Annotated in this window: 18 protein-coding genes and 1 riboswitch; of the genes, 3 read left to right on the top strand and 15 right to left on the bottom strand. The window is 37.8% G+C overall.

The genetic code is table 11. The annotated features are described in order from the left end of the window. Window positions 1–54 precede the first annotated feature (54 nt). Together MMB69_RS18600 and MMB69_RS18595 are read right to left on the bottom strand one after the other, a co-directional pair. Window positions 55–1,812, bottom strand: a complete 1,758-nt coding sequence (locus MMB69_RS18600; protein ID WP_264408912.1) for a thiamine pyrophosphate-binding protein — start codon at window positions 1,810–1,812, stop codon at window positions 55–57. 51 nt (window positions 1,813–1,863) lie between these two features. Beyond that, window positions 1,864–3,294 (bottom strand): aldehyde dehydrogenase family protein, encoded by a 1,431-nt coding sequence (locus MMB69_RS18595; protein WP_277448176.1) that lies wholly within the window; start codon window positions 3,292–3,294, stop codon window positions 1,864–1,866. 532 nt (window positions 3,295–3,826) lie between these two features. On the opposite strand from MMB69_RS18595, the gene MMB69_RS18590 reads away from it, so the two are divergent. Further along, window positions 3,827–4,384, top strand: coding sequence for a shikimate kinase (locus MMB69_RS18590; protein ID WP_013055659.1), 558 nt, complete (start codon window positions 3,827–3,829; stop codon window positions 4,382–4,384). Window positions 4,385–4,408: 24 nt separating this feature from the next. On the opposite strand, the gene MMB69_RS18585 is transcribed toward MMB69_RS18590, so the two are convergent. The 3 genes from MMB69_RS18585 to MMB69_RS18575 all read right to left on the bottom strand — a co-directional run bounded on the left by MMB69_RS18585 (window position 4,409) and on the right by MMB69_RS18575 (window position 8,739). Further along, window positions 4,409–5,440: a LacI family DNA-binding transcriptional regulator gene (locus MMB69_RS18585; protein ID WP_277448175.1), complete on the bottom strand. Its 1,032-nt coding sequence runs from the start codon at window positions 5,438–5,440 to the stop codon at window positions 4,409–4,411. A 146-nt stretch (window positions 5,441–5,586) separates the two neighbouring features. Further along, window positions 5,587–6,912 carry an NCS2 family permease gene (locus MMB69_RS18580; protein ID WP_016763224.1) on the bottom strand — a complete coding sequence of 442 codons (1,326 nt, stop codon included), beginning with the start codon at window positions 6,910–6,912 and terminating at the stop codon, window positions 5,587–5,589. A gap of 483 nt (window positions 6,913–7,395) precedes the next feature. Then, window positions 7,396–8,739 (bottom strand): 5'-deoxyadenosine deaminase, encoded by a 1,344-nt coding sequence (locus MMB69_RS18575; RefSeq protein ID WP_269870522.1) that lies wholly within the window; start codon window positions 8,737–8,739, stop codon window positions 7,396–7,398. A gap of 521 nt (window positions 8,740–9,260) precedes the next feature. Here MMB69_RS18575 and MMB69_RS18570 point away from each other — a divergent pair. Continuing rightward, window positions 9,261–9,830, top strand: coding sequence for a YkoF family thiamine/hydroxymethylpyrimidine-binding protein (locus MMB69_RS18570; protein WP_221783886.1), 570 nt, complete (start codon window positions 9,261–9,263; stop codon window positions 9,828–9,830). A 53-nt stretch (window positions 9,831–9,883) separates the two neighbouring features. Then, complete coding sequence (locus tag MMB69_RS18565; RefSeq protein WP_221783884.1) at window positions 9,884–10,513, top strand: hypothetical protein; 630 nt, start codon at window positions 9,884–9,886, stop codon at window positions 10,511–10,513. A 243-nt stretch (window positions 10,514–10,756) separates the two neighbouring features. Then, a riboswitch (SAM riboswitch) is annotated at window positions 10,757–10,856 on the bottom strand. Between the two features lie 168 nt (window positions 10,857–11,024). Here MMB69_RS18565 and MMB69_RS18560 read toward each other — a convergent pair. The 10 genes from MMB69_RS18560 to MMB69_RS18515 all read right to left on the bottom strand — a co-directional run bounded on the left by MMB69_RS18560 (window position 11,025) and on the right by MMB69_RS18515 (window position 25,693). Continuing rightward, window positions 11,025–12,344, bottom strand: coding sequence for an aspartate aminotransferase family protein (locus MMB69_RS18560; protein WP_221783882.1), 1,320 nt, complete (start codon window positions 12,342–12,344; stop codon window positions 11,025–11,027). Between the two features lie 538 nt (window positions 12,345–12,882). Continuing rightward, on the bottom strand, window positions 12,883–13,470 hold the full coding sequence (locus MMB69_RS18555) for a histidine phosphatase family protein (protein WP_221783881.1): 588 nt from the start codon (window positions 13,468–13,470) through the stop codon (window positions 12,883–12,885). 12 nt (window positions 13,471–13,482) lie between these two features. After that, complete coding sequence (locus MMB69_RS18550) at window positions 13,483–14,289, bottom strand: alpha/beta fold hydrolase (RefSeq protein ID WP_013081956.1); 807 nt, start codon at window positions 14,287–14,289, stop codon at window positions 13,483–13,485. Between the two features lie 36 nt (window positions 14,290–14,325). Continuing rightward, window positions 14,326–14,700 carry a DnaJ family domain-containing protein gene (locus tag MMB69_RS18545; protein ID WP_221783879.1) on the bottom strand — a complete coding sequence of 125 codons (375 nt, stop codon included), beginning with the start codon at window positions 14,698–14,700 and terminating at the stop codon, window positions 14,326–14,328. Window positions 14,701–15,154: 454 nt separating this feature from the next. After that, window positions 15,155–18,031, bottom strand: a complete 2,877-nt coding sequence (locus MMB69_RS18540) for an ATP-binding protein (protein ID WP_221783878.1) — start codon at window positions 18,029–18,031, stop codon at window positions 15,155–15,157. Further along, entirely contained in the window at window positions 18,021–18,389 is a 369-nt protein-coding gene (locus MMB69_RS18535; protein WP_221783876.1) for a response regulator transcription factor, read from the bottom strand. Before MMB69_RS18535 ends, MMB69_RS18540 begins: the two co-directional genes overlap by 11 nt. Window positions 18,390–18,391: 2 nt before the next feature. Further along, window positions 18,392–21,640: a hypothetical protein gene (locus MMB69_RS18530; RefSeq protein ID WP_277448173.1), complete on the bottom strand. Its 3,249-nt coding sequence runs from the start codon at window positions 21,638–21,640 to the stop codon at window positions 18,392–18,394. Further along, window positions 21,637–23,046, bottom strand: a complete 1,410-nt coding sequence (locus MMB69_RS18525; RefSeq protein ID WP_277448171.1) for a glycosyltransferase family 2 protein — start codon at window positions 23,044–23,046, stop codon at window positions 21,637–21,639. The genes MMB69_RS18530 and MMB69_RS18525 overlap by 4 nt, the downstream gene beginning before the upstream one ends. Continuing rightward, complete coding sequence (locus MMB69_RS18520; RefSeq protein ID WP_221783871.1) at window positions 23,036–24,085, bottom strand: HEAT repeat domain-containing protein; 1,050 nt, start codon at window positions 24,083–24,085, stop codon at window positions 23,036–23,038. Before MMB69_RS18520 ends, MMB69_RS18525 begins: the two co-directional genes overlap by 11 nt. Further along, entirely contained in the window at window positions 24,086–25,693 is a 1,608-nt protein-coding gene (locus tag MMB69_RS18515) for a GGDEF domain-containing response regulator (RefSeq protein ID WP_221783869.1), read from the bottom strand. Window positions 25,694–25,755: the final 62 nt, after the last annotated feature.

Genomic DNA, 25,755 nt, shown 5'->3' with positions numbered 1-25,755 from the left:
TTTTTATCAAAGTTAAATGTTTCCGTTTTCAATTCAGCATTTGTTCGATACTTGTTAAACAGATACATGGTGTACTTTCTTATCCGGTGAGTAAATATCCATGATGTTCCAATGTCCTGATGTTGGTACAGGATTGTTTAACATCGCTACATCAATTACAACTGGTTTATTAGAAGCAACAGCTCTTTGAAGCGCCGGTTTAAACTCTTCAGCTGATTGAATTTTTATGCCTTCTACTCCATAAGCTTTAGCGATACTTGCAAAGTCAGGAGAATATACCTCTCCATCTTTTTCAAATACCGTGCCTAGAGTGGTTCCAAAGTGTGCTTTTTGCAGTCCCGCGATCGTACCAAACGCAAAGTTGTTCATAATGATCCAAACCACAGGAATATTCTCTTCGGCTGCCGTAGCAAGCACAGCTGGATTCTGGCCGAAACCCCCGTCTCCTACTAGAGAAACAACTATTTTATCAGGCTGAGCTACCTTTGCGCCTAAAGCTGCCGGCGCTCCAAAGCCCATTGTGGCAAAGCCTCCTGGAGTTAATATACTTCCAGCTTCATAGATTGGAAACTGCTGTCCTACCCCATTCTTATTCCAGCCTACATCAGTAGTAATATAGGCATCTTTCGGCAGGACTTCACGAACTTCATTTAAAATTCGCTGCGGCTGCATTGGGAATGAATTATCGTGAATATACTCTTCATTGCTAGCTTTAAACTCTTCACGATAAGAAGCAATCTCTTTGATTAATGCTTCATTTTTTACTCCTTCCGGAATAAGCTGTTTAGCTACGCGATTTAAGACTTTAAGAGCTTGTTTTAAATCAGCTACTGCACCAATTTCGGCAGGATAATTACGCCCTATCTCGCTAGGATCAATATCAATATGAATCAATTTTGTTTTTGAAAAATCAAACGTATATTCCGGCTCCCAGGAGCTAGAATCTGCTTCTGCAAATCTTGTTCCTAATGCTAAAATATAATCGGCAGTCCGACACTTTTCATTAATAAACTTCGTGCCCCAAAAACCAGTCATTCCTAGAGTCAAGTCATGATCATCTGGAAGTGCTCCTTTGCCCATCAAGGAGTGGGCTACCGGAATGTTCAAGTGATCCACAAGCTCTTTTAATTCATTTGCTGCATCTGCTAATAGGATACCTCCGCCTACATATAACACTGGATTTTTGGCATTAATTAATTTTTGTACGATACTCTTTGCCGTTTCATCATCGATAGAAGGTTTTTGCAAAGATTTCGTTTGGCGATGCAATCGATCAAATAAAGAAACATCGATCTTTTTTGAAAAGATATCCATAGGTACAGATACTAATACGGGGCCAGGATTTCCACTTTCCGCTAGTAAAAATGCTTTCTCTAATATTTCTGGAAATAAATCTGGACGGTCAACTCTCCATGCACGCTTAACGAATGGACGATAAATTTCATATTGCGAAGCATCAGCATGTAAATTTACCTCTTGATGCGGATGCTTTCCATAATAATGAGTAGGAACATCACCAGCGATGACAACCATTGGAATTGAATCTAACGCTGCATTAGCTACACCTGTAGCAGCATTTGTTAAGCCAGGACCTAAGTGACTTAATACTACTGCTGCTTTTTTCGTCACACGCGCATAGCCATCAGCTGCATGCGCTGCAATTTGTTCGTGTCGAACGTTGATAAATTTAATTTTGCTTTCTTCTAAGGCTGTTAGTACCGCTATGTTTGTATGACCACACAAACCAAAAATATGCTCGATGCCTCGTTCCTCAAGATAATTTACTAATTGATGTGATATTAATTTTTCCATTGTATATCCTCCTTTAAATTCACTATATATTTTTTCAGGTAATAAACTCAGCTACGATAGCTGCAGGACAATCATTTTTGTCTCTGTCATATCTTCAATCGCAAATCGAGGTCCTTCTCTACCAACGCCGCTGTCTTTTATTCCACCGTACGGCCAATGGTCGAGTCGAAAATTAGAGGTTCCATTAATCACAACTCCTCCTACTTCTAGAGATTCAGCAACACGGTAAGCTAAATCCATTTGATTTGTAAACAGCCCTGCTTGCAAACCGAATGATGAATCATTTGTTTCCCGAATAGCTTCTTCAATATTTTGATAAGGAATGATGCTGACCACAGGTCCAAACACTTCTTGACACACTACTTTGCTTTGTTTAGGAGGATTTAATAGAACAGTAGGTTCTATAGAAGCCCCTGTCTTTTTGCCGCCGCATATCAGTTTTGCACCTAGATCGACTGCTTCTTCAATCCAAGCCAAAACTCGGTTTGCTGCTTTTTCATCTACTAAACATCCAACATCCGTCTGCGGCAGCATAGGATCACCAACTTTTAAAGACGTTACCTCATTCTTCAGAAGCTCTGTAAATTCAGAAACAACTGAGTCATGTACATAAATACGCTGAACTGAAATACAGCTTTGACCGGAGTTGCTAAACCCTGTTCTCCCACACATTTCAGCAGCTTTTTTAATATCAGCATCTTCATGAACAATTGTCGAAGCATTTCCTCCTAACTCTAGAAGGACTTTTTTCATTCCAGCCAGTTCACATATATTTCTGCTTGCCACTGTTCCACCAGTAAAAGAAATTATATTTACACGGTCATCTTTTACGATTTGCTGCCCTGTTTCTACTCCCCCTAAAACCATGTTAATAGCGCATTCAGGCATTCCAGCTTCTAATAATAGAGCTATAAACTCTGAAGCAACTAAAGTTGTTTGCGGAGCTGGTTTTAAAATAACACTGTTGCCAGCAGCAAAAGCTGGTCCAATTTTGTGGCATACTAAATTCAAAGGTGCATTAAAAGGAGTAATAGCGGCAACAACTCCGACAGGCACACGGAATGTGGAAGCTATCGCTTTTCCTCCTCGTTCGGAAGCATCTCCGGGGATCGTTTCACCGATAAGTCTTTTTGCTTCTTCCGCAGATTGCTCTAATGTTTCTACAGATCGAGATACTTCGTCCAACGTATTCTTCAGCGGTTTTCCTAACTCATTTGAGATGAGAGAAGCAAATTTTTCTTTTTGCTTTTCCAAAAGCCGTGCTGCTTCCTTTAAAATTTTGGCCCTTTCATAAGAAGACAGACTCGCAATTGTTTTTTTTGCTTCATAGGCGGCTGATAGCGCTCTTTCCACATCTTCTGGCGTTGCTATAATTTGCTCACCAATTACTTCCTGCGAATACGGACTTTGAATACTTACTGCTGATCGATTACCTTCAAGCCATTCTTTATTTACATAAGGCCTTGCTCGTCTAAAGCTCACTTTAATCTCTCCTTTTAATAATTGATATGACTGTTTTTTAGATCGATCTAATTTTATATTTAGATCGATCTAAAATTTGACACAGTGTTCTATAAATTCTATTGATTTAAAGTAATAACTCGTTTTGTAAACGTTATCATAATCCTACAACAGAAATTTTAATCTAGCAATAGAAAATTAAAGAATTTTCTAAAAATATTTATTGATTATGATTATAGTCTCTTAAGCAGCGTCACATTCACTTCCCTTTTTTTCTAACATACACTGTAGAAATATCAAAGATAGCAGTATTATCAATATAATAAAGGTTTATGATCATGATCGAGCTGAACTATTGCTTTTTTGTTTTACTCACAGCTGATCCCATCTGTTGACTAACAGAAATTTTATAAATGTAAGCTGATACTTGTTTCTTAGGACATAATATCCTTTCACGGTTTTTACAAACAGTAACATTTGTATTATAATTCTAATAACTCAAATACAAAATAATAAGTTTTTTATTGTTAAAAACAGAAAGAGGCTTTGAAAAATGACTTACAGCGAGATGTCTCTTAGAGAAAAAAGCATTGTATTTATTGGCTTTATGGGCGTAGGTAAAACAACAATCGGCGAACTAGTCGCTAAGAAATTATACAGAGATTTTGTCGATATAGACCAAGAAATCGAAAAAATGTTTCAAATGCCTACCTCACAAATCTTTAAAGAGTTTGGTGAAGAGTTTTTCCGAAATAAAGAAAAAGAAGTAATTAGCCAGTTATCTCAGCAGCGTTTAAAAATTATATCCGTTGGCGGAGGCGCATTTCTTCAAGAAGAAATTCAAAAAATATGCTTATCAAATTGTATTGTATTCTTTTTAGACCTTTCATGGGATTCATGGAAAGAGCGCATCAGCCTCATTATTGACAGTCGCCCTGTTTTACAAGGGAGAAGTCTAGAGGATATTGAAGAATTATTTTATACGCGACAAGCAATTTATTCCAACCACCACTCCAAAGTAGAAACTGACAATTTGGATATTGAAGAAGTAGCAAATTATATCGTTGATTCCTTGAAAATGGCTTGGGATATTTACGAACCGTCTAAATAATTCACAAGGAAAAGAAGCAGTTCATTAACTGCTTCTTTTTTTTGATGACGATTCTCGAACAACTAACTGAGGTGTTAAAATAATGCGATGATGATGTTCTTTTTTATCAACAATTTGGTTATGAAGACACCGTGCAGCATCTTTTCCTATTTGTCTTGCAAAAGAAGAGACGGTTGTTAGAGTAGGGTGACATACGGATGATTCCATGACATTATCAAATCCCACTACCGCTATATCTTCTCCGGGAACAATCCCTTTCTCTTTTAAGCCTTGCATAACACCAAATGCAACTAAGTCGCTAAAACAAAAAACTGCTGTTGGAGGCTCAGAAATGTTCAGTACTTGATGTGCAGCTTCTACACCGCCGCTTCTTGTCGGACCGCTCGGAATAACAAGCTCTTCATCAATAGAAATTCCTGCGTTCTTTAGTGCCGAGCGGTAACCTTCCATTCTTTCTTTCCACGTTGTAGAACCGGTTGTTCCTCCTAAAAAGGCAATTCTTTTGTGTCCCTGTTCAAGTAAGTGTTGAACCGCTTTTTGAACGCCTAAGCTATAATCTACCCCTACATAATCTGACTCCACCTCAGACAATTCCCTTACTGCTAGTACTGAAGGAACATCTAAATGCTGAATTTTTCTTATCGTATCTTCCGATGTCCCCGCAACAGGACATAAAATAATGCCTCCTACCCGGTGCTCCAGCATTGTAGAAAGCAGCTGATCCTGTCGATTATCCGAATCAAACGTCGTACCTAAAAACACCGTATATCCGTCTTTCTCGAGCTCCTCGTGTACTCCAATTAACAATTCTGTAAAAAACGTATTAGATATATCCGTAATAATAACTCCGATTGTTGATGAAGTTTGAGATCTTAAATTTGCCGCAATTCGGTCATACACGTATCCTAACTCTTTCATCGAAGCTAGAACTTTTTCCCTTGTTTTTTCAGAAACACTTGGACTATTTCGCACAATAAGCGAAGCAGTAGCTCGAGATACTCCCGCGTGTTCTGCCACTTGTTGTAAGGTTACACGTTTGCGTTTACTTTGTTTCAATTTATTCCACCAACCCTTTATAACGCACCTTTTATAATTATTTTACAATTATCTAAAATAAAAGAAAAGCTTCATTCTTTCACGATGTTCTCTGACAAGGACTCAGTAACAAAAAAAGACGCAGCTTGAGGCTACGTCTTTTCTTCCTAATGGGAACTCATATAAAAATTGATAAAAAAGGCAATGGTGATTACATACATCATCCAATGAATTTCGCGATGGCGTCCTGTAAACAGTTTAATCGCTGTGTATGAAATGAAGCCGAATGCTAACCCTTCTGCAATGCTGTAGGTTAACGGCATCATGACAATTGTTAAGAAAGCGGGAACAACTTCAGTGAAATCGTCGAAGTTAACGTTTCGAATGTCACTTAGCATAAGCGAACCAATAATAATGAGTGCTGGAGCAGTAGCAACGCTTGGGATAAATTGAATAAGCGGTGCAAAAAACAAGGTAAATATAAATAAGATGGCAACCGTTAATGCCTTTAAGCCGGTACGCCCTCCTTCTGCAATACCTGTTGCATTTTCAATATACGTATTTAACGCAGTGCTTCCAAAAATAGCACTCGCCATTGTACCAATTGAATCTGCTGCAAGCGCGCGATTTAAACCTGGAATTTTACCGTTTTTATCTACTAAGTTTGCTTTTTTAGATAGTCCAATCAATGTCGCTAGCGTATCAAATAATTCTACGATGGTGAAAGAAAATACAACTGAAAAAATGCCGTAGGCAACTGCACCCTTTAAATCCATTTGAAAGAATGTTTCTCCAACGCTTGGCGGCGTAGCTGAAAAGACGTCTTTCAGAGAATGAGGAACTGCTTGTACTCCTACAATCATTGCTAATATTGTCGTAGCAAAAATACTTATAATAAGAGCGCCTTTTACATTTTTAGCCATCAGTACAGCTGCTAATATCAGCCCAAAAATAGCAAGTAACGGGCCTTTATCCATGACATTTCCAAGCCCTACAAAAGTAGACTCATTTGCCACAACTAATCCAGCGTTTTTCAAACCGATAAACGCAACAAAAAGACCAATTCCAACTGCTATTGAAGACTTTAGTACGTTCGGAATGGCATCAATAATCTTTCCGCGTATTCCTGTTACCGTTAAAACAAAAAACAACACGCCGGATATAAAAACTGCTCCAAGTGCCGTTTGCCATGACAACCCTTGCCCTAATACGACTGAATACGTAAAAAACGCATTTAAACCCATCCCTGGACCGGTTACAATCGGGAAATTTGCCCATAGGGCCATCAGTAACGTACTAAATACAATGGCGTAAATGGTAGCTGCAAGAGCCGCTTCTCGGGGGATACCCGCGTCAGACATAATAATGGGGTTGACAATTACCATATAACTGACCGTCATAAAAGTTGTAAGTCCTGCTAGTATTTCTTGTTTTGGTGTTGTGTTGCGCTCTGATAGTTTAAACAAGCGCTCTAATATTCCGTTACGCTCCAACACGCGCGCCTCCCTACTTCTAAAAAAAATAAAAAATCCTACCTATTCAAATGTCCTAAAAAGGACACGACTTAGGAGGATTTTACGTTGCAAAGTAAAATCTTTTGTCCTATTATAGTCTTAATTTGTAGATATGCAAAGGCAGAAAACGCTATCATTATAAAAATTTTTATCTTCCGTTAGTTTGGAATTTTGAAAATTTATTTCTCTTATCTTTTTAGTCTGTTGCAAGAGTACTCTTTTTACTCATTTATACAAAAAAGAGATTGAGACATAACTAAATAAATCCATTCTAAAGACAAATAAATGGAATAACCGCAGGAGTCTACGTCTTGTCCTCCAATCAACAGCTAGAAGCAACTAAACAGATGAAGCCTACGTTCACCTTGACAACAAAAAACTCGAATTATTAATCAATAATTCGAGTTTTACTTCAACTAAAATACTTTTATCCCAGCCTCTTCTTTGTTTTACATCTTATGATTATGAAATTAAAAGCGGGATTCTTTTTAAAAGACGATCAATCGAATGATTTGCTTCTTTCAATACAATTCCCTGGTCAATTGTTTTCAGTACGCGATTTTCCATCACAATTTCTCCATCAACCATCGTTAGTTCTACATCTCCTCGCGTTGCTGAATACACAACTCTGGAAATAGGGTCTACGCCGTAAGACGGAAAGGTATGAAGCTGATTTAAATTTAAAATAGCAAGATCTGCTTTTTTTCCCACCTCTAAACTTCCAATTTCTTTTTCGAGCCCAACTGCTTTCGCTCCGCCGATTGTAGCCATTTCTAGCACGTGCTTTGCATTCATGGCCGTTGGTCCGTACGAGGGTTTATGAATCGTAGCGGCCAGCCTCATTTCATTGAACATATCCAAATTATTATTACAAGGAGCACCGTCAGCGCCAAGACTTAAAAATACACCTTGCTCTAATAAACCGGGCACATCTGCGATTCCCGATGCAAGTTTTAAGTTTGAGCCTGGGCAATGACTAACTTTTACTCCTTGATTCTTAATAATTTGCTTTTCTTGATCATTTAGCCACACACAGTGCGCTAAAATAAGGCGCTCATTGGCTAATCCTAAATGATCTAAGTACATGATATTTCTCATACCCGTTTCAGCTTCTACAATGCGAATTTCTTCTTGATTCTCAGAAGCATGAGTATGTACATGGACATTATATGCAGCTGATAAATGGCTCACTTCACGCAGCAAATCTTCCGTACACGACAGCACAAATCTTGGGGAGAATGCGTATCGAATACGACCGTTATTTGAATTATGCCATTTTTCAAGCAGCTCTACACTTTCTCTGATCGAGTCAGCTGTTGTCTCCTGCAGAGCTTTTGGCAGATCATCGCCTTTTTTATCCATCATTACTTTTCCTGCAAGAGCTCGAATCCCGCTTTGAGATATAGCTTGAAAAGCAGAGTCCGTATGATGAACAGTTTCCATATCTACAATTGTTGTAGTCCCGCTTTGAATGAGTTCGCCGATCCCTAACAGTGCTGAATAATAGATAGATTCTTCATCATGCGAAGCTTCAAGCGGCCATATTTTCTTTTTAAGCCAGTCTAGCAGCTCTAAATCATCTGCTTGCCCTCTAAAAAGCGTTTGACATAAATGAATATGAGTATGTATAAAGCCGGGCACAATCGTTTTATTTGCTGCGTCAATGACTTTATCTACCTTTTCCGGATGCAGGTTTTTCCCGATGGCTGCAATGCGATTTCCCACAATATAAAGGTCACCGTAAATAATATCATTCTTCTCATTCATCGTAATAATCTCTGCATTTTTAATTAATGTGTGCGTCATACCTTCTTTCCCCTCTTTCGTAACATCTATCTATTTCTAGCTCAAGCCGAACACTAAATCTTCAAGCAATCTTTCTTACACTGGTCTTAAATATATATGGTGCATGCTCTGAGTTGAATAAGTGTAGATAACCTCATACGCGATAGAGAGTTTGGGTAAAAAAAATTCCTAGCTGATTATACAGCTAGGAGGTTGGATTTATGATAAAATCCCAAGTCCCTTTTTCAAGAGGTTATACGAAATCGCAGGAGAATAATGTGATCTTGTATTTATAATATGGTGTTTTCAGTCTATATACCAGCTTTTTGTCAGAAGTTCTAACATTGTTTTTTTATTCTTTTTCATTATGTAACTTTTCTTAACACCCTTATTTTTCATGTTATGCAATTTATTTTCGTTTCTTCTATGTAATATTGCCTAAAAATAAAGAATCTATCTTCTGTTTCTATACAAAACAAAAAAGTTATTTTATGATTTGTATGATTAAAAAACTACAAATCTATACTTTAGAGGTGATTCGTTTGGAAAAAACAAATGTGGGCTGTCGGTTTACACTTTCCGTGATGAGTGATAATTTCATCGATATTATTTTAAGCGCCCTAAACGACGTGGACATGTCTAACGTTCAGCGAAAAACGGACCGTGTTAGCACGTTTATTGAAGGAACTGCCAAAGACGTATTTGAAGTTGTGGAAGCCGTTTATAAAAGTGCTGGAAAATCAGAAAAGCATATTGTTCTGAATGCCACGTTTTCAACAGGGCGCCACGAAGAATATTTTGAAGAAAGAAAAATAAAATCAAAAGAAAACATGTCTTCAAACCAACAGCTTTGTGCTTCGTTCCCTGTATCCACTCAATTTTCTTTGTATCCATTAGATACGCCGCATTATGTAGACATCATCAAAAGCGGAATTGGCGCAGTTAAACAACAGGGAGTATTTGCCGAAACCGTGCCTTTTGCAACAGCTTTAGAAGGAGATGTGGACAAAGTGTTCGCTTCTCTATACGAATGTTTTATGAAATCTGTACAGCAAGCTCGTGTCGTGATGACAGTTAATATGTCAGCACACAGCCCTTCTTCAAAACGATAAATTACTTCTTATCTATTTATAAAGATAGAATACTGGAAAGGATTTATATAAATATGGCTACAAAAAGAACATTTTTTTCTTTTTTCCTGATAAGCGCGTTTTTATGTCTATTGGTCGTGCCAAACTCTGTTATGGCTAGTGAAAAACCTGCACATTTAACGGTTGCTTCTTACACGCAGTTCTTGAAAGCGCAAAGTGATAAAAGCTCACTGTATGAATTTTCAAAACTGTCGCGTCAGCAAAAACAAAAAGTTGTACAATTACTAAAGGATCCATCTCTGTTAAAAATGGATATTGAAGAGACCAGCGGCACGGTCGAAGCTGCAAGTACAGCAGCATACGGAGCAAGAACGGCTTCACCTTTATTCAAAACAGCAGCTTATACAGCTTCTTATAAAGCGGCTGGATTTACAACAACAAAACTAACGGTGTATGTAGACTATTACACGAAAAACTCATCGGTGACTTCAGTCAAAAGTGTACGAGGCGTCGTCACGAAAAATGTAAATCCCCTTGTGTCTATTTCAAAAAAGAGTTCAAAATCTTGGGTGCAAAGTAATCGAGCCTACGGGCGAATTGACTGGCAGTGGAAAATTGCAGCTAAAAATGCCGGAATTAAAAGACAAACTGCTTACGGTACGGCTTCCGGCGCTTCAGGCGGATCAACAGCTATAGTTAATTGATAAAGAGGAATAAATAATGAAAAAAATGATGTGGTGGATTGTTGGTATTACAATTGGAGTACTTTTACTAGGAATTCTTGTAGGTTATTTATCATTTTACAGCATATAAAAACAGCAGGTAATTTCACCTGCTGTTTTTTATCTAAATGTCATCTTCTTGTCATAAAATTAAAACCTCCACTTACAGTGTCTAAGTGCCTGTAAGAAGAGGTTGGGATCACAATTGTTAGTAAGCCTGGTCTCTTCTTATCTTTCAAGCACTGCTTGTGGGAGTTAGCACGGTTCTATAAAGTCCGTTGCCGAGGTTTCAAAGGGCCTATCCCTCCACCTCTCTTGATAAGAAGTTTGTCGAATTTTGTTGATAATTGTTGATAAGATAAATATTATGTTACATGCTGCACAAACAGATGTCAACTACTTTTCAGAAAATTGTTTTCCCTCTAAAACTATGATATCGTTACCATTACTATGACAACTAGGTTACAAATATATAAATTTTTATATTTTTTTATCACGCTTTTACAGCTGACTTTTTCTCAAAAGAAGTAATAGCCTCATCTAGCATACGAATGCCGGCATCTATCTGTTCTTTTGTTACAGTAAGCGGAGGTACCATGCGAATAACTTCACTTGCATTTCCGCAAAAATAAAATAACACGCCTTTTTCTAAAGCTAAGTCCAGAATCTCAAATAAGGCGTCTCCATCGCCTTCTCCCGTATCCGGATTAACAATTTCAATTCCAATCATAAGTCCTAAACCGCGGATATCCCCAATAACTGAATGTTTGTCCTTTAAAAGATGCAGCTTTTCTAACGCATAAGCGCCCATTTTTCTTGTGTTATCCAGCAGTTGTTCTTCTTTCATCACTTCAAGAGTTGCAAGGGCTGCTGAACATCCAATAGGATTTCCTCCAAATGTTGTACTATGTGTGCCAAGGGGCCACTGCTTCATTAATTCTTGAGAAGCTACCGTTGCACTAAGCGGAATTCCAGAAGCAATTCCTTTTGCTATAGCCATAATATCTGGTACGACATCAAACGTTTGTCCAGCAAACCATTCGCCAGTACGGCCAAACCCTGTTTGCACTTCATCGAAAATAAGTAATATTCCGTGACGATCACAAACCTCTCTCAACTTCTTCATCCAACTTTTCGGAGGAATAATATAACCGCCTTCTCCTAATACTGGTTCCAAAATAACGGCCGCCACTTCTTCAGGGGTTACTTGGTGCTTAAAGAGTATTTCAAAATCTTTTTCAAGCTTTTCAGTAAAGTACACATCGCTGTCTAGCTCCGCAGGACACTCTTTTGGATTGGCATATGGAATTTGATACGTCAGTCCCGAAGGCTGCTGAAATTGTCTATATTTGCTTTTCGATGTTGTAACACTTAAAGCTCCCATCGAGCGGCCATGAAAACACCCTAAAAAAGAAATAACGTACGGACGCTTTGTAACATGCCTCGCTAATTTCAAGGCTCCTTCAATTGCTTCGGTGCCACTATTTCCAAAGAAAAAGCAGTCTAAATTGCCAGGCGTTACTTTTCCTAACTCATCGGCTAATTTTAATATCGATTCGTACATAATCACACCTGAAGGACCATGCAATAATTGATCTGCTCCGTCTTTAATTGCTTTTACTACTTTCGGATGTCTGTGTCCTACATTTGTCGTAGCGATTCCAGAAGTAAAATCGAGATATTCTTTACCATCCACTCCATAATAATAACATCCTTCTTCTTTCACAACGGGCAGATTCGGATGGTCTTTAGCCATCGTCGGTGCTAGCAATTCAGGCATTCTTTCAAATAAGTGACTCCAATCTTTTGACATACTGCATCCTCCTTGAAATTATCCAAATCAATTAATCTTATTCCGAAATATAGTTGCTTATTAAACAATATTAGGAAATCCAGTTATACTAAACGCTTTAATAGAATAGTAATAAAACTTATTTTACTATGCATTTTTATTAAAATCAATTGTATAAATATTTATATATGAAATTACTATATTGTCTTTTCATCTCTCCTACTTTTTGTTTAGTTATCATAAAACAGAGTTTGAGACATGACTAAATCAATGCACTTTAAAGATAAGCAATATGGATCACTTTTTACACCGCCGTTGATTTCCATGCAAGACTTCGCTTTCCGCGGGCCGTCGCCGTTGAGCCTCTGTTCCTGCAGGAGTCTTCATCTTGCCCTCTAACCAACATCTAGAAGCACTTACATATGTGAAACCTACGTTCACGTTCACCTTAACCTTAACCATAAAAAAAACCGAACGAGTTTGATTCTTGATTAAGAATCAAACTCGTTCGGATCTTCGTTCAGCTAAAATGCTACTGCCACAGCCTCTTTAAGTATATTTATTCAAGATGCTTGGCATCGTTGATCGTTTCAAGAAGCCATTTTCCACTTTCATAAGCAAAAGTTGTAATTGATGTATTTTGTAAAATAGTAGTCCCTGTTCCTTGTTCTCCGCTTGTTACATGATGAATGAATGTATTAATTGCCGCCCCGTGACTAACAACTGCTACTTTCTTTCCGATAGACTTCTTCATAATTTCCGTTAACCGCCGAACCATCCGTTCTTGAGCGGCTTCGAGTGTTTCGATATTATATAAAGGCTCTTCTCCCCAATTTGTCGCATAGTTTGGCACAAGCTCATGCAGAACTTCTACATTCTTTGATTCTAGTTCTCCAAAAGAGCGCTCACGCAGCTGCTCACAAACCTCGACTTTCTCTACTTTAGCAGCGGCTGCAATTTCCCTAGCGGTCTCCTGCGCGCGAAGCAAATCGCTTGTATAGATTACATCAATATGGATATCTCGAAAACGTTCCGCTACGCGTTTAGCTTGTTGCTTTCCCGCTTCGTTGAGCGGAATATCAGCATGCCCTTGAATAAGTTTGTTTTTATTCCAATCTGTTTGGCCGTGTCTAATTAAGTAAAGCATCGTAATCCTCCTTTAATCCCGTTTTAGAAATTGATAGACAGCTTTATCAACCTCTGAGCTTTCATGTAAATCTGAATGTGCTTCATGAAACGTTTGGAGATGAATGTGTTCGGTAAACTCTTGCAGTCCGTAAGCACTTTCTACTGTTACCACTCCATCTGTCTTATCTCCCACGTCTCCTGCTCCTGAAAAAACGTCGATTTCTTTTGAGAAATCTTGACGACTTTCGTACAGCTTGTTTAACGCTATAGAGTGGAAAGCTAAATCACGAGCACCCATAGATTCAATATGATTGCGTGCATGAGGGTACATCTCCATTAATTCCTGATAATCTAATCCTTGAATTGGCGATCCTAACGTAACTAACTTTTGAATATATTGAGGGTTAGACAAACTAACAGCTGCTGCTGTTACTCCTCCCATACTATGTCCAACTAAATCAACAGAAGATGCTTTATATGTATCACGTACATCTTGCATAATAGCTTCAATCCATTTTTGCTGCTGTGCAATACTGGCATCTGGCTTTTTAAAGACGATATGAATAAGCGGAAGTTTTCCCTCTTTTGCTTTCATAATATGCTTCCACTGAATAGCTCCATCTTTTTGAACAACGCAGTAACCTACTTTAGTTCCCCATCCGTTTTGTTCAAATCGTTTAATCATTTTCCCTAAGCTTTTTTGACTGCCTAAATAGCCATGAATAAATAAAACCGGCACATTTTTCGATTGGGCACCTCGTTTTATTTGCGGGGCAAAAATATAAAAACAAAGCGAAATAAATAGTATGATACTGATCAATAAAATTAACAGCCGCAAATTCTCACCCTCCGATCGTCTCGTCCATTACACTCATTAATAAAAAAATTTGGAGTAAATTTTATTCTGATACGTCCTGTAAGCTGCAGAACTTGTCATCTTTTTCTTGCCAACGAGCTGCTCAAAGCGCAAACGCTTTTCCGTAAGCATCTCCGTTAGCCTTTGTTCTTCATTAGCATCCGTGCATATAGAAATCAATTCTTCTATTGTAGTCATATCTCGTTTCAGCTCTTGTTCATCACTTATCATATTTGCATTTTTTAATATCCTATACGCTTGGCGCAGTTCTTCAGGTATATGTGACAAATCTTCTAACTTTAATGGTTTTCCTTCCCCAGGCAGCTTATCAAAGTCACCGTCTTTTATTGCTTGTCTAATTCTTTCTTCAGCAATTATATACGCAATATCCAAGGAAAGACCTCCTTTAAGCAAATATAAAATTCAATCTTACCTTCTATATAAAAGATGTATAACAAACACAGCTTTTATAACCGTATTTTTTATTATACTATGATTATAAAAATTGAACTACCTTCACTTCTAAGATAGACTATCCTCCCTTTGTGAAATGATCTCCAGAGCTTCACTCCTTTCACTATCAAACTTTCTTGAGCAGTTTCTTAACTAGCTGAAATTCAATAAACGATTCTGCATCAGGTTTTGTTATCTTATCTTACTATATTTATACAAAAAAGCCTCCTTACGCATGTAAGGAGGTGGAAAAAGGTAATTCTAAGGTCATCATGTTATGCCTACTTACTATAAAACCATAAATTGATAGCGTTTTCAACGTTTTTTTGTTACTTTACTAATTTTCTTTTCGTTTAATGAGGCTCCGTAAATATAGCGAAGCCTCACCAATTCTCTACTCTTCCTTATCTGATGGAATCATAATTTCTCCTTCATGCTCTTGCCTTTTCAAAAGCAGCTGGAGAATCGTTTTGGATAATTTACTAGGCTGGTAAGGTTTAATCAGAAACTCACACACTCCAAGCTCTAACCCTTTGCTTCTTTCGTCTAAAGCAGATGAGATTAAGATAGGAATTTTTTCTGTCTCTGTACTTTCTTTGAGGTGTCTTAAAACATCCCAGCCGTCTAACTTATTTTCTCCTAGCATAATATCTAGAACAACCACTTCAGGCTTTTGCTGATGAATAGAGTTTAATGCGTCTTCTCCGTTGTTAAAATACCGAACGTGAAAACCGCTCTCTTTTAATTCTACCTGTAAAAGTGTCGCTAAGCTTTTATCATCTTCTACAATCACTACGCTTTTGCGGTTATCATCCGTATTTATCATCGTTTCTTCATCGTACTGAACTTCATGAAGAAGCGGCAGAACGACTGTGAATGTGGTTCCTTTTTTCCATTCTGATTGTACAGTAACGTCTCCACCATGGGCCTTTACAATTTCTTTTACAATCGCTAACCCAAGACCCGTTCCACCGATTTTGCGCATATCAGAATTATCTACTCTGTAGAATTTGGTAAACAATTGACCTAGCGCTTCACTTGGTATACCAATTCCTTCATCTTGAATATCAATATAAACAGCATGTTCCTTTTGATACAACTTAACAGTGACGTTCCCTCCATCAGGCGAATATTTCACTGCATTGCTAATTACATTATTAAACAATTGCAGCAGCTTATCTTTATCTCCCATTACTGTAAAATGCTCTTGATCAGAAATCATATCAAATTCATGCTTATTTGTTTGTATTTTCTGGACTTCAATCACCTGCTTAATAAGCGGCAGAATGTCTTGATACTTTTTATCGTAGGTTTGTTTCCCCGCTTCCATTCTTTGGACGTCCAGAAAATCGTTGATTAAAGACGTTAACCGCTGTGCTTCCTGATAAATAGTAGTTAAATACTTCTTCTGTCGTTCTTCTTTTAATGTTTTGTTTAGCATAAGCTCAGTGAACCCTAATACGCTTGCTAAAGGTGTGCGCAGCTCGTGACTGACGGTGCTTACAAATTCTGACTTCATCTGATCAACTTCAAACTCTTTCGTAATATCACGATGAACGAACAATACGCCAAACATCTGACGGTTTCGATATACGTATTCGCTGTAAACTTTTATAACTTTTCGCTTACCTTCCGTGTGCAGGTAATAAACAAAAGACTTTTCTACTTGATCTCCCTTACAAATGGCTTCAACGTATTGCCTTAGCTGCTGTATATTTTCTACTTTTTCAGAAATAGCATCTAACCATTGATTACGAGAGAGCTGAAGAAGCCCACTTTGATGCTCATATTGAAACAATTCGCTAATTTTCGTATTTACTTGTAGAATCGTACCGCTTGTATCTACAAGCTGCATTCCTTCTTGAATCGAATTTAAAATATCTTGAGATAACAATCGGTCATGCTCAGACTCTTCGTAAATATAAATTTTTTCAAGAGCAATCGTAATTTGTTTGGCCAGTATTTCAAACGTCTGTAATTCATGTTCTGTGTATTCATCCGCGTAGCGGCTGTAAAACATATAGGCTAGCATATCTCCCTGTGAAGATATCACCGGGACGATAATGTCATACAAATAAAACGTTTGCTGATGATATAGGCGCTCATGTTCTATACACTCTCTTTTTACTACCATACATTTTTTCGTCTGTTGCACATGATTAACATAATTATTATGAAGATTTGCCACCATCTGTTGAACACTTGATGAAGATAGACCAAATGAAGCATATGTCTTTTCATCGGTTAGCATAATAAAGCCGTGATCAGCTTTCATCACCCGGCTCATGTTTGTGACAGCGCTCGTAAGAACTTCTTGCTTGTGAAGAGAATTTGTTAGTCCGTGCACAAATAAATTGCGCAATTCTAACTCTCCTTCTCGTTCCTTTGTTAATTCTAATGCGTGCTGAAGTTCATCTTGCTGACTGTGCAATTCATCTTGCTGTGCAATCAGCTCCTCATTTTGAGCCGTTAACTCCTGTTCATTATTTTGCAAAGTCGATACCATTTTATAAAAAGCTTGAGATAGCATACCGATTTCATCTCTTCTATGTTCATCAAATGTCATAGGCATTTCTTTTCCGGCAGCAATTTCGCTTGCCGTATATGCTAGCTGACTCAGCGGCTTTACAAACTTATTTAGCAATACCCGTGTAAGCAATAATAAAATGACCACTGTAAACGCTAAAAATAAAATAAAGAACGTTTGACTTTTCTGCATGTCACTCGACGTGTCATCGTACTGTGTATTTAAGTCTTTAGTTAATTCATTTTGGTAGTCATCAAGTTCTTTTTGCATTTGTTCTATTGATTTAGAAGCAGCCTTCCGCTCAGGACTAGAGCGGACCCCTTCAATACCTTTTTTGTCGTAAATATCTTTAAAATAAGGAAGCGTTTGATTAAAATACGTGTTTAGCATCACCGTCGCTTCATTTACAAACGTACGTTCACGTCTATCTGCGGCTAGACCTGAAAGTCGATCAAGATTTTCTTCAATAATTTTTTGCTGACTTGCAGCCTCGTTATACATATCCTCTGAATCAAACGCAATAAACCCACGAGCCTGCAAAAAAGCCTTGTTCATTGATTTATCGATTGTAGATAGCAGCTGTGCCTTTTCCCGTACTTGTGCCCTGTACCGGGCATAATCAGCTGTAATTTCTTTTTGCCGTACAACAAGTACAGTTGAACCCGCCGCAAAAGCAAGTAAAAGGATACTTGCTAAGAGAATGAACTGAGTTGAAATACTTTTTCGTTTTAATTTATTGTTCATGTAGAATTTCCTCAACACGTTCGGCCAGTAAAAGCGGACTAAACGGCTTAGACATAAAATACGTAGCCCCCGCTTCTAACACTCTACTTTGATCAGCAGCTTGATTCTTAGCTGAAAGCATCAATACTTTTGTATGGCGCTTATCTTTCATTTCTTTCAGCTGCTGAATGACTTCAAGCCCGGTGAACACGGGCATCATATAATCCAAAATAATTAAGTCAAAATCACTTTCCTTAATGAATTTCAAAGCTTCTTCGCCATTTTCTGCTTCCGTCACATCATGTCCTTCATCTTCAAGCGTATCTACCACTAACATACGAAGCACTTCTTCATCTTCCGCTAATAAAATTTTTGCCATTGTTATTCCTCCGCTTGTAGTCGTCCATACGTTTTTTGCAATATGAAGTAGGACGGCTTTATTCGTTCGTGAAAAGTTGGATACTCCCAATTTTTCCACTTGTATAAGTAAAAATCTTTTAATAAAAGTTCACCTTTTTTCTGAGTCGGAAACGTATCTTCTACGTCATTGCTCTTCTTATTAACAGCTACGACTCCCACTTGAATTCCTTTTATTTTCTCGCTGGATTCTAATCCTTTTTTGGACCAAATATCTCCCATTATTTCTTTTTGACTCGGGTCTTTTACATTTAAAAGCGCCCAAGGAATGCGAAGTTCAGCAATTCCATTTGATTCATTCACTTTAAAATCTGCTAGCGAATCAAATGAAGAAGAGTTAGGATCACTATTTCCTTCTTGGAGCTTCCCAGTTTCATAGGCGTCAAAAGGAATGGTTCTCTTGTTTTTCCCCTCTCCAATCGCTAACTCTTTGTTAAGGGCGAGCCTGATTGGATTAAACATGCCGTTGTCTTTCGTATCGGTTCCTTTTACGGCCGGAATCATTTTAAGCTGATGAGCATATGAAAAATAATACGTATCGTAATAGCTGTCTATCCATAAATGACTGTCTTCTTTCCCGTTTAATTCTGCTACAAAATCAATTCCTTTTGTTTTTAAGGAAGGAATTTGAGGAATCTTTGACTGTCCCTGATTGTTAATGGTATTAAACAAGAAATAAAGCTTTTGATCTTCCAGTTCTTTTGCACTCACGTGTAGATATAGATAACCTTCATCACTTGTAATGTTCAATGCTTTTAACTTCTTAGACGGCTTATATACCGACTTGCTGTTCAGCTTTTTCCAATCATCTGATTTACCGTCTACTTTGACTTTCAGCTTCGTTCCTGGATCAAAACTCAGCAGTCCAAAATGCTGCTCTCCCGTTTGCAAATTCGTCCAAAATGGCCTGCGATTCGGATTGTCGTACTCCATCGTATTCCACGTTCGCTTAAACCATTCATCTTGCCATGTAAAGACCATACCGCCAGCCATTTTTTCTTCGACAATGTCTTCATATAAGCGTGACAGAATCTTTCCTTGTTCTTGTTCCGTGTGAAAGCCTTGATCCCATCCGTATACGTTTCTATGGGTGAGTCCTCGCGAAGCCGGAATGCCAAATTCAGCAACAAGAACGGGCATATGATGAACTTCTTTCATATTTTGCAAATAACCTGCATAGTTATTTTTCTCTCCTCGATGATCTCGATAAGCGAGATAACGAGGTTCATAGTTTAAAAAGTCAGGATAGTACGGATAAATATGATAAGAGGCAAATAAGCCAGGCTCAAATTTTTTAGTTGTGTGAATTAAATTAGGATTAACAGACACTTTATCTTCGTCTTCAGAAGGCTCATATGGATGAGTAAGCAAATCCGTCGTCACCCAGTTCGTAAAGCTCATGGGCCGCTGCCAATCATATTTATCCTGCTCATAGGAAATCGTTTTTTCCATAAGCTGAGCAAGCCAAATTTCAAAGGGATTGCCTTTTTCGGTATAGATGTACTGCCCTTTAAAATCTTTCATTCCTTTATGTTTTTCATTTGTCGAAAGAGCTACCGTGGGATCCCATTCAACTCCTATAATCCACCCCAACACATAAGGAGACACGTCTGCTGTATACGTTCCGCTTGCATGTCCTGTCCGTTTTGGCAGTGTTGCCTTTCCGTGAATAACGTTTACAATCCTTTTCATTTCGGCTTCAAATTCTTTTGTATTTTCCTTTGCAAAAGCATCTTGTGAATCATAGAAAACTTCTTCATTCACCCATACTCCATGAAAAAGATAAATGGGTTTCTTAGCTTTTTGGTTATACTCAGCAAGCGCTTCATAAAAGGCGGGAGGATGAATGGTGTATACGCGGATTGAGTTGGCATTCATCTTTCCAATTTCTTCAAACCAGCGCAAATATTCTTCTTTCGAAATAGCAGTCTCACCAGGGAAATGGCCTGGCTTACTAATGCCCATATTCACTCCTTTAATCAGCAAATCTTGCCACTTGCCGTTTTGATAAATTTGCAAATAATCTTTTCCTACTTTCCCTGCTACTTTAAGGTCAGCATCTTCATAGATTTCCATATTTTTATTAAAAGTAACAGAAGCAGGCTGTGATTCATTTTGCTGTTGATCTATGATCTTATTCATAAGAGGCAGGTAAACAGTCCAGTAAAAAGAAGACTCATCTTCTTTTCCGATTTTCTCTGTCCATTTCTTCCACACCGGGTAAAAAGAGGTTTGATAAATGGAAGGTACTTCTCCTTGATCTGCAAAATCTCCTGCAAAGTAATAGGTATCATATCGCTCTTTATTATGATGAACGACTGCTGGTATGGACAAAGGAATACCATTTTCCTTTAGCTTGTTTTTCCCTTCAGAATCTAAGTGAAAGACAAACTGAGCCTGCACATCACTTTTTTGCTGCGGTGTAATGACGTCAAACCAATATTGATAAGCAGATTCATCCTGTAAATTCAATGTTTTGTTTCCTTGTTTTGTGTATTGAAACCATACTGGATTTTCTTTTAATTCTTTTTCCGTTATAATAACGAGCTTATTGGATTCATTAACGAATAATAAGCCTTTTCCTGTAAGGCTCCACTCTTTGTTGTACTGCTTTTTGTAAGCACTTTTCACCCAAGCAGGAACTTCTTCACTGCCGAATTCCTCAAAATAGCGTCCAATCCAGCCGGACCACGTAACATTGTACAATTCATACAGTTCTTTGCGAACGTCTAAAGAAGTAGGGCTCCCAAATGTATTAAACTCTCCAATCAGCGTTTTTGTACGTCCATTCAACGCTTTCTTAACGTAGCTCACGTCTTCAGAAGTCATGCCGCCATACACCAATTGAGAGCGATCTCCTCTTTTAGCTTTTACGCCTAAATCTTCTTTGTATACGCCATACGTGTCCGTGATATAAATCATATCTGCAGACTTTGTTTTTGGCAGAGATTTAATGCTGTATGTTTTATCTCCATTCGGGTAAAACCCTGCATAATCTTTTGAGATTTTATAAGGCTTCCCTTCTTTTTGTACTTTCGCTTGATTCAGCATCCACATTAAACCTTGATGCTCTCGAAACGTTTGATCCGGCACTGTTTTATCAATGACAAGCATATCCAAATCAGTTGGTTTCTTTAGCTGCCAAAGAAGAAATGGAGAAGCCGTTACTGCCATAACCAAAATAATGCCTCCAATTAATAACCATTTTTTCATTGTGAAACTCCTTTTCGCTGCATGTCTCCCCAGCCTTTTTTATTGCGAATAACATCCAACAATCCATGACAGCGCCATATAACAGTTAGAGGTCGATACCAAAAGGATTCAGTCAGGGAAAAGACAAACAGTTTAGCAATATCGGATACTCTTGGATATTTGCGAAGGCTCCACTCTTCTAGCAAAACGGCCGCCATCGAATAAAGAGAACCATATACAACCATCAAGAGAAAAAGCAAATAAGCAAATTCTACATAAATCCCGCCTACAACTAGAGAAATAATAATAAACAAATAGCCTAACATTTCCATGACCGGCCCGATTAGTTCAATAAACACAAAATAAGGCATAGAAATCATTCCGATACTTCCGTATCTCGGATTAAACAGCATCTCTTTATGCTTCCAAAGACTATCAAATAAACCACGGTGCCAGCGGTTCCGCTGTCTTCGCAAATATTTGATTTCATCGGGTGCCTCTGTCCAGCATACGGGATCTGGAATATAAACAATTTGATTGTTGGTTTTTTTCTGTTTAATCAGTCGGTGCAGGCGAACAACGAGCTCCATGTCTTCGCCGACTGTATGAGAATAACCCCCAGCTTCAATCACCCAGCGTTTAGAAAATACGCCAAATGCTCCTGACACAATAAGTAATAAATTATGGCGACTGAGACCAATGCGCCCCATAAGAAAGGCACGTAAATATTCAATAATCTGCATCACAACAAGCGGCTGCGTATCAAGTCCAATCGATACGACCGCACCGTTTTCGATTTTACATCCGTTTGCAATTCGAATACTTCCCCCTGAAGCAATTACTTCTCCGTCTGAATCAATAATTGGCTTCATAACTTTTAAAAAAGCATCTCTTTCTAACACTGAATCGCCATCGATCGAACAAAAATAAGGATAGTTGGATAAATTAATTCCTGCATTTAACGCATCTGACTTTCCCCCATTTTGTTTATCGACTACATATAAATAATCGTATAATTTAGAACGATATACAGCTTTTACTTCTTTCGTCTCTACTTGCTTTCTCACAACTCGATTCATTTTCACAAGAGAAAACTCTTCGATAAGCTTTTCTAACGTATCATCTGAAGATCCATCATTTACCACGATTACTTCATATTCCGGATATTCAATTCCTAGCAGCGAACGTACGCTTCCAATAATCCCGACAGATTCGTTATAAGCGGGAACTAATATAGAGAACGGCGTTGTATAGCTAACCGCAAGCAAATCTTCATAAGGTTCTTCATCATTTAATTGATATTGCTTTCGCAGTTGAAAAGCAGAGATGATAAACATCATAAAATAAAAACAAAGCACAAAAATCATATAAGCAAATACAGCCCATCCGCAAATAGACAATAAAAGATGCCAAACACTATTCCACAACCGTAACTCCTCCTTTTTCAAGCCATTCTGCTGCCATATCTTTCGAAAACTTGTCATCAGTCGTTTTGTATACATGAACTAAATATTCTTTACCCGTTGGGATTTTCATCATTGACTGAGCAGCATTCGAACGCACAAGAAAATGAGAATCTTTTAGCGACTGCTCGAGAAGTGACAATCCCTTCTCATCTCTCGTTTTGCCTATTAGTTTTGTAGCCATCATTCTTTCTTGCCACATATCTGATTGAAGATGTTTCGTGAGCTCCTCTATTCTTAATGGAAAAGATAAAGCATTAAGTGATTTCAACGAACGAATTCGCAGTTCTTCTGATGAACTTTTCATGTGCATTTTTAAGAAATCTATATACTCTAACTTATGATTGATACCTATCATATCGATAAGAGGCAGCTGAATTTCTTCTTGCAGGTCTTCAAATTTATTAATAAATTGCTGAAACTGTTCACTGTTCATAGTTCCAAACAAAGAGCGGTACATAAATTCAGACAGCGGTCTAGAAGCGTTCGTCATGTACACAACAAACTCAGGGCGATTCAGCTTAACTAAAATTTTTAAAATTTGATTTTTTTCAGCCGCTGTACTATTTTTTTTCTCATACATTTCTACTAATTGGTCTGTTAGCGTAGTTAGACCAAAGTCTTCAATAGCATAAAGGGCATTCATTCTGACACTCCACCTAGAATGATGCAGCTCTTTTTTATATTTGGGTGTAAAAACCTTCTCCGCATAGAGCGTGATGTTATTTAGAATTTCATCGCCTTGCACAGCTGCAGAAAAACCGCTCAATAGTTCCTCTACACCCGCCAGCTCTATTTTATTTTTAGGCTCTACCCGATGCTCTTCATCTTTTCTGTATAAATAAATAAAAAGAGATTCTTTCATACTATCTTTATAGGATTCTACTTTTGCTCGAAAAGCGTTTAAACGCGCTTTTTGAATAAGTAAATAACTCAGAAAACAGACTAAAAGCAATAGCAATCCGCCAAATAAGACATATACCACTTGAATGGACATCGCCATTTATTTCACCTTCTTCATTAAATGACGCACGCGCGCTTCAAGCTCCATTAACTTAAATGGCTTTGTCATGTAATCGTCTGCCCCGAGCTCTAATGCTCTTTGAATATCTTGTTCGCTGTTTCTTGATGTAAGCATAATAACCGTGTACTGATCGTGACGTTTATGCTGTCTTAATTTTTGCAGCACTTCCAAGCCATCCATCTTAGGCATCATTCCATCTAAAATAACAAAGTACTGATCGCTAGAGTGAATCCATTGGGACTCAAAAAATTCGATGCCGTCTTTAAACACTTCTATTTTCACTTCATAGCGATCTCCTACATCAATCTTGCTTAAAAGCTCTTTTAGCATCGTTCGAATGATAGAATCATCATCAATAATAGCCATACGAAGCGTTCGCTTTTTAACCAGCTTGCTTTGAGAAGAAGCTACAATTTTTTGACGTCCTGACTCCTTCGCTGTATATAATGCTTCATCAGCTTGATGAAGAGCTTTTTCTAACGTCCACTCATTATTATGAACTTCTACAACTCCGCCGGAAAAGCTGCAATAAAACGAATTGCTTTGATGTGTGAACATTTTTTTCACAAAGGAATCCAACAGTCTATTTAATACTGTTTCTGCCTCTTTTATATTGGTTTTTGGCAGTAAAAGAATAAATTCTTCGCCTCCATATCTAAAAATGTGATCTGTTGGACGAATTTCATGCTTCATATACTCTACAAATTCTTGCAGCACGCGGTCTCCCATAAGATGTCCATATTGATCATTTATTTTCTTAAAGAAATCTAAATCTAAAATCGCCAAACAAAAAGGATCTTTTAAGCGGTCGAAGCTCGACAGCTGCTGACTGTAGATTTCTTTTAAATACGTTCGGTTATAGGCTCCTGTTAATTCATCAAACATTAAATAGGAGTTAAACATCTGCTTTCGTTCAATATGGTGACCAATTCGAAGCAGACTTTCTTCCATATTAAGAGGTTTAACAAAAAAATCATCGGCTCCTAATTTAAAAGCCTTCAAACGCGTCTCTCTTTGATTATCAACGCTCATCATGACAATCGGGACGAACAGTTGCTTTGTTTTATCACGCAAAAATGAAAGAATGTCAAATCCCGTACCGTCTTTCATATGTACATCTACAACAAAACAATCCGGCTTTAATTCGTAAAAAGCCGTAATGGCTTTTTCTTTAGAGGCAGTTGCTAATACGTACCAGCCTTGTTTTTCAAACTGTTCTTTTAAATACATCAGCATTGAAAGATCATCATCCACAAGTAAAACATTAGCTGTTTGTTCACTAATTTCTATCGGTTTATTTATATCTTCTACCGATTGAATTTCATCTTGATAACAAATTTTAATAATATCTAATAAAAATGCATTTAACTCCGCGTAATTCCAGGTTTTTTTCTGATTTTTTTCAACAGCTTCCATTAACTCGCGGGAGCGGTCTCCTAAATAATGCAGTCCAATGGTTGCAGACGTTCCAGAAATTGAATGCAAAAAGCGGTACACCTCTTCATGAGGTATTTCTTCATTTTGATCAGTCCACTCTTGCAGCTGTTTGCGGACATTAGCTAATAATGCAATTTGATATTTATCCATCTTATACACCCTTTGTTCGATATAGTTAACACTTACCCCATATTACTCCATCCATTTTTCTA

Origin of the sequence: Priestia sp. P5, from assembly GCF_029522155.1 — a bacterium.
GTDB classification, from domain to species: Bacteria; Bacillota; Bacilli; order Bacillales; family Bacillaceae_H; genus Priestia; species Priestia megaterium_E.
This window is presented reverse-complemented; position numbering and strand designations above follow the sequence as displayed.

What these genes read in the sequence shown, in the direction of transcription:
- MMB69_RS18600 (WP_264408912.1), bottom strand. Translation starts at nt 1,812, where the DNA reads ATGGAAAAATTAATATCACATCAATTAGTAAATTATCTTGAGGAACGA.
- MMB69_RS18590 (WP_013055659.1), top strand. Translation starts at nt 3,827, where the DNA reads ATGACTTACAGCGAGATGTCTCTTAGAGAAAAAAGCATTGTATTTATT.
- MMB69_RS18575 (WP_269870522.1), bottom strand. Translation starts at nt 8,739, where the DNA reads ATGACGCACACATTAATTAAAAATGCAGAGATTATTACGATGAATGAG.
- MMB69_RS18565 (WP_221783884.1), top strand. Translation starts at nt 9,884, where the DNA reads ATGGCTACAAAAAGAACATTTTTTTCTTTTTTCCTGATAAGCGCGTTT.
- MMB69_RS18560 (WP_221783882.1), bottom strand. Translation starts at nt 12,344, where the DNA reads ATGTCAAAAGATTGGAGTCACTTATTTGAAAGAATGCCTGAATTGCTA.
- MMB69_RS18555 (WP_221783881.1), bottom strand. Translation starts at nt 13,470, where the DNA reads ATGCTTTACTTAATTAGACACGGCCAAACAGATTGGAATAAAAACAAA.
- MMB69_RS18540 (WP_221783878.1), bottom strand. Translation starts at nt 18,031, where the DNA reads ATGAACAATAAATTAAAACGAAAAAGTATTTCAACTCAGTTCATTCTC.
- MMB69_RS18535 (WP_221783876.1), bottom strand. Translation starts at nt 18,389, where the DNA reads ATGGCAAAAATTTTATTAGCGGAAGATGAAGAAGTGCTTCGTATGTTA.
- MMB69_RS18530 (WP_277448173.1), bottom strand. Translation starts at nt 21,640, where the DNA reads ATGAAAAAATGGTTATTAATTGGAGGCATTATTTTGGTTATGGCAGTA.
- MMB69_RS18520 (WP_221783871.1), bottom strand. Translation starts at nt 24,085, where the DNA reads ATGGCGATGTCCATTCAAGTGGTATATGTCTTATTTGGCGGATTGCTA.
- MMB69_RS18515 (WP_221783869.1), bottom strand. Translation starts at nt 25,693, where the DNA reads ATGGATAAATATCAAATTGCATTATTAGCTAATGTCCGCAAACAGCTG.